The following is a 4443-nucleotide window of genomic DNA, read 5'->3' on the forward strand; positions in this document are numbered from 1 at the left end:
CCCGGCGGCCCACCGAACGGCCCCCCGCCCGGCGCCGTCCCGAAATCGTCGAACGCGGGGCGGATTCCGAGCGCTCGCTCGCCGAAGGCGGCGCCCATCCGGGCGGCCACCGTCGCCGCGTCGAGGGGGCGGGCGTCCGGGTCGCGGGCCAGCAGTGCGGCCACCAGCTGCCCCACGCCGGGCGGCAGGTCGGCCCGCTCCATCGGCGCCACGGGCTCGTGCAGCGCCCGCAGCACCAGCTCGCCCTCCTGCTCACCGGGCCGCCCCTGGTGCGGCGACCGCCCGGTCAGCGCCAGGTACAGCATCGCGCCCAGGCCGTACAAATCCGACCGCTCGTCGGCGGTGCCGTCGCGCAGGGTTTCCGGTGCCAGGAAACCGATGTCGCGCGCCGGGTCGCGGGGGAAGGCCCGGCGCAGCGCCAGACCGAAGTCGGACAGCACCGCCTCGCCCGAGGGCCGGAACAACACGTTCCCCGGCGTGACCCCGCCGTGCACCACACCGGCCGCGTGCGCCGCGGCCAGCGCCGCCGCCAGCGACCGGCCCAGCCCCAGCGCGTCGGCCGCCGTCATCGGCCCGAACGCGGTCACCAGCTCCGGCAGGGACTGCGCGCACAGCTCCATCCGCAGCGCGCACCGCCCGTCGGGCAGGTCCTGCACCGCGTCGGCCACCAGCACCGGCGCCCGGCCGCGCACCGCCGCCAGCGCGCCCAGCTCCGCGTCCACCTGGGCGCGGGTGCCGCGGTCGAGCCGCCCCGGGTAGACCTTCAGCGCGAACGCCGTCCCGGCCGCCTCGTCCACCCCGGCGAGCACACTGGCGCTCGGCCCGTCGCCCAGCGGAACCAGGTCGCCGGGTGCGTCCCCCGCAGCCGTCATGGTGGTCGTCCTCGGAATCACAGTCGCCCTCGCCGCTCCCATGGTACGAACCATCAGGCCCCGACGGCGGCCAGCACGTCGTCGAGCCGCAGTTCCCGCAGCTCGGCGGCGTCCGGAACCCGCCCCAGCCGGCGCAGCCGCCCGGACTGGGCCTTGCGCACGGCCTCGAACAGCTTCCGCGCGTCGCGCGCGTTGCCGAAATCAGGCGCGGCCGACAGGCGGTCGAAGTGCGCGGCGAGCACCGGGTCGGCACGCGGGTCCAGGTCGTAGTCGCCGGCCGTCACCATCCGGCCGATGATGCCGACCAGCTGGTCCGGCGTGTAGTTCTCGAACTCGATCGTCTTGGCGAACCGCGACGACAACCCGGGGTTGGCGGCGAGGAACTGGCGCATCTCGGCGGTGTACCCGGCGACGATCACCGCGATCTCCTCGCGGTGGTCCTCCATCAGCTTCACCAGCGTGTCGATGGCTTCCTGGCCGAAGTCGGCGCCGCTGCCCGTCTGCCGCGACAAGGTGTACGCCTCGTCGATGAACAGCACGCCGCCGACGGACTGCTCGAACACCGTCGCCGTCTTCTCGGCGGTGTGGCCCACGTACTGGCCGACCAGGTCCCGCCGCGACACCTCGCGGAACTCCCCGCCGCCGAGCACCCCCAGCTCGCGCAGCAGCCTGCCGTAGGTGCGGGCCACCGTGGTCTTCCCGGTGCCCGGTGCGCCCGCGAAGATCAGGTGGTGGCTCAGCGCCCCGGTGGACAGCCCGGCCCGCGACCGCCACGAGTTCACCTGGATCTCGTCCACCAGCGAGCGGACCTCGGCCTTGACCGCGGGCAGCCCCACCATGCCGTCGAGTTCGGCGTCCAGGGCGTCCAGCGGGCTCGACCCGCCGGTCAGCGCGGCTGGCTCGGTCGTCACCGTCGCGGTCGCCGAGGACGCGAGCCGCACCGCGGGCTCGGCCGTGTTGGTGACCTCGCACGCTTCGACCGACCCGCCGCAGTGCGGTCCCACGTCGATGCCGACGTCCCCGGCGTCGCGCACCGAGGTCCGGCGCAGCACGGGTTCGCCGCGGTGCGCCACCAGGATCCCGGCCTGGGCGGTGCGGGTGATCCGGCAGTTCTCCACCACCGGCCGCGCGTGCTGGTAGATGTAGAGCCCGCGTTGCCCGCACCCGCTCACCGTGCAGGACCGGATCACCGGGTCGGCACCGAGCCCGACGATCATCCCGTCGGCGGCGACGTTGTCGATGGTCACGTTCTCCACCACCCCGGAGGTGCCCTCCAGCACCAGGCCGTGCTCGGCGCCGGTGACCGACACGTCGGTGATCGCCACCGGCCCGGGCCCGCGGACCGTCACCGCCGGGCCGCGTTCGGCGTGCACGGTGCAGCCGGTCAGCGTCAGCGCCGCGTTCTCGGCCTGCACCCCGGCCGCGCCACCCGCCCGCACGGTCACCCCGTGCACGGTGAGCGCGCCGCCGCGCGCGGACAGCACCGGCACGTCCGCGCCGGTGCCGTCGAACACGACCTCCGCGCCCTCGGCCGCGCGCAGGGTCAGCGTGCGGCCGAGCAGTTCCAGCGTTTCGGCGTAGGTGCCGGCGGCGATGGACACGCACGCGCCGTCGGGCGCGCCGAGCACCGCCTCGCCGACGGTGGCGTAGGCGCCGTGCCGTCCCGGCGCCACGAGGAGGGTCCGGCCGCCGACCGCGGTCATCAGCTCGCCCTCCCCGCCAGCCAGCCGTGCCCGGCGGCCTTGACCCCGGCCTGGAAGCGGCTGCGCGCGCCGAGCCGGTTCATCAGCCCGGCGACCATGCGCCGCACCGTGCGCACGGACACCCCGAGCGCGGCCGCGGCCGACTCGTCCGTGCAGCCCGCGGACAGCAGCGCCAGCAGCTCCCGGTCGCGCCCCGCGAGTTCGGTGGTGGCCGGCGGGTCGGCCGGCGCGAGCGGCACCGCGGCCGGCCAGAGGTGCTCGACGAGTTCGATGATCGTGCCGATCACGCTGGGCAGGCGGAGCACGGCGATGTCCCGCTGCTCGCCGGGCAGCACGGCGAGCGCGCCGTCGACGACCAGCGCCTCGACGGGCACCACCGGCATCGTGCGGATCTCCGCGCCGGCCTGCGCCAGCTTGCCCAGGCGCCGCGCCGGACCGGGCGTCGTGCGCGCGGAGTCCGGGACGAGCATGCGGTAGCGGACGCCGCGGGCGAGGTTGGCGTGGTCGACCGGGCCGAACCTGCTGACCGGGTCGGCGGGGCCGCCGGACAGCGAGCTGACGACCAGCACCTCCCGTTCGGCGGCGGCCAGCTTGGTGGCGACCCGCGCGTGGCGGGACACCAGCGCGCCGGTGGACTGTCCGTTCAGGACCGCCAGTCGCGGCGGGGCCTGGCGTGCCTCGAGTGCGGGCTGGGGGATCATGGCTTTCCTCCGATCGGCAGCGACGCGGCGACGGCCGGTGCGTGCTGGTTGTCCATTCGTTCCAGGTGCAGCCCCGCGGGCGGTGCCCACAGCAGCCGCGTGACGGCGGTGTCGGCGGCGTTGTCGGTCGTGGCGGCGACGCGCAGCACGGCGTCGTGCCCGGGCACGGTGACCGACCGGGACGAGGCGGCGCCGGGCACGGCGGCGAGCAGCTGGTGCAGCGCGTGGACCCGGGCCCGCGGCGGGCGGGCGCCGAGACCGGTCACGCGCACGCCGATCTGGGTGATCGGGCCGGCCCGCCAGTACCGCCGCTCCTCGGCGACCGCGTCCCGGCCGGGGCCGGTGTGGGTGAGCGCGGCCAGGGTCGCGAGCAGTTCCTGATCGGTCAGGGCGACCGCGCCCAGGCCGGCGCCGCGGAGTTTGCGGTGCGCGCGGCGCACGACGCTGGTCAGCGCGGCGAGCAGCTCGGCGTCGGCGGCGAGGGCCGGATCGCGCAGGGCGCGCACCGCGAGCCAGGCCCGGGTGGCGTCCGTCTGCCGTGGCCCGCGGTGCAGGACCAGCTGGAGCCGGATCGCGGGCGGCTCCCCGGTGCCGGTCACCAGCGCCCCGGCGAGCGCGAGCCGGGCGAACGCGCCGGGATCGTCGCCGGACGGGCGCAGGACCGCGACCAGCTCCTCGTCCCGGCTGATCACCCCGGCCGGCACGCCCGCGAGTTCGGCGGTGCCGACCCGGGCACCCGGGGCGAGGGTGTCCAGCAGGTCCCGCCGGCCCGCGGCGCGCCGGCGCCGCAGCAGCAGGCGCACCCGGAGCGCCACCTCGTCGGACAGCCAGCGGCCCCCGACGCGACCGGCGGTCCAGACCAGCAGCCCGGCGGCGGTGGTCAGCAGGCCCGCCACCACCGGCCAGGGGCGGCCGATGGCGACCAGGCCCAGCACCAGGGCGAGCTGCCAGCACACGATCCGCAGCGCGGGCAGGTCCGGCACGTGCCGGTGCTCCGGGCGCTCACCGGGCGGCTCGGTCTGTTCGGTGGTGTGTTCGGTGTGGACGGTCGCGGGCCGGGCCGGTGCGGGCGTGCCGTGCGCGGGCCGGTTCTGCGGTCGCGGCGGCCCCGCCCGCGTCCTGTCTCCTATCCACTCCTGCCGCTGCCGACGAATAGAGTGGTGTTCC

Annotated in this window: 4 protein-coding genes; all 4 read right to left on the reverse strand. The window is 76.6% G+C overall.

The features are described from left to right. On the reverse strand, positions 1-872 hold an 872-nt coding region (locus tag D0D28_RS35065), incomplete at its 3' end, for a protein kinase domain-containing protein (protein ID WP_162831279.1). Positions 873-925: 53 nt separating this feature from the next. Continuing rightward, positions 926-2575 carry a right-handed parallel beta-helix repeat-containing protein gene (locus D0D28_RS35070; protein ID WP_116115500.1) on the reverse strand — a complete coding sequence of 550 codons (1650 nt, stop codon included), beginning with the start codon at positions 2573-2575 and terminating at the stop codon, positions 926-928. Next, positions 2575-3276: a helix-turn-helix domain-containing protein gene (locus tag D0D28_RS35075; RefSeq protein WP_116115502.1), complete on the reverse strand. Its 702-nt coding sequence runs from the start codon at positions 3274-3276 to the stop codon at positions 2575-2577. The genes D0D28_RS35070 and D0D28_RS35075 overlap by 1 nt, the downstream gene beginning before the upstream one ends. Then, positions 3273-4443: hypothetical protein (locus D0D28_RS35080; protein WP_162831280.1), on the reverse strand; the 1171-nt coding region annotated here is incomplete at its 5' end. The genes D0D28_RS35075 and D0D28_RS35080, both read right to left, overlap by 4 nt.

Source organism: Amycolatopsis ruanii (genome assembly GCF_003385175.1).
Taxonomy (GTDB): Bacteria; Actinomycetota; Actinomycetes; order Mycobacteriales; family Pseudonocardiaceae; genus Amycolatopsis_E; species Amycolatopsis_E thermalba.

Bases quoted from the DNA above. Each gene is read 5' to 3' on its own strand.
- D0D28_RS35070 (WP_116115500.1), bottom strand. From the start codon at position 2,575: ATGACCGCGGTCGGCGGCCGGACCCTCCTCGTGGCGCCGGGACGGCAC.
- D0D28_RS35075 (WP_116115502.1), bottom strand. From the start codon at position 3,276: ATGATCCCCCAGCCCGCACTCGAGGCACGCCAGGCCCCGCCGCGACTG.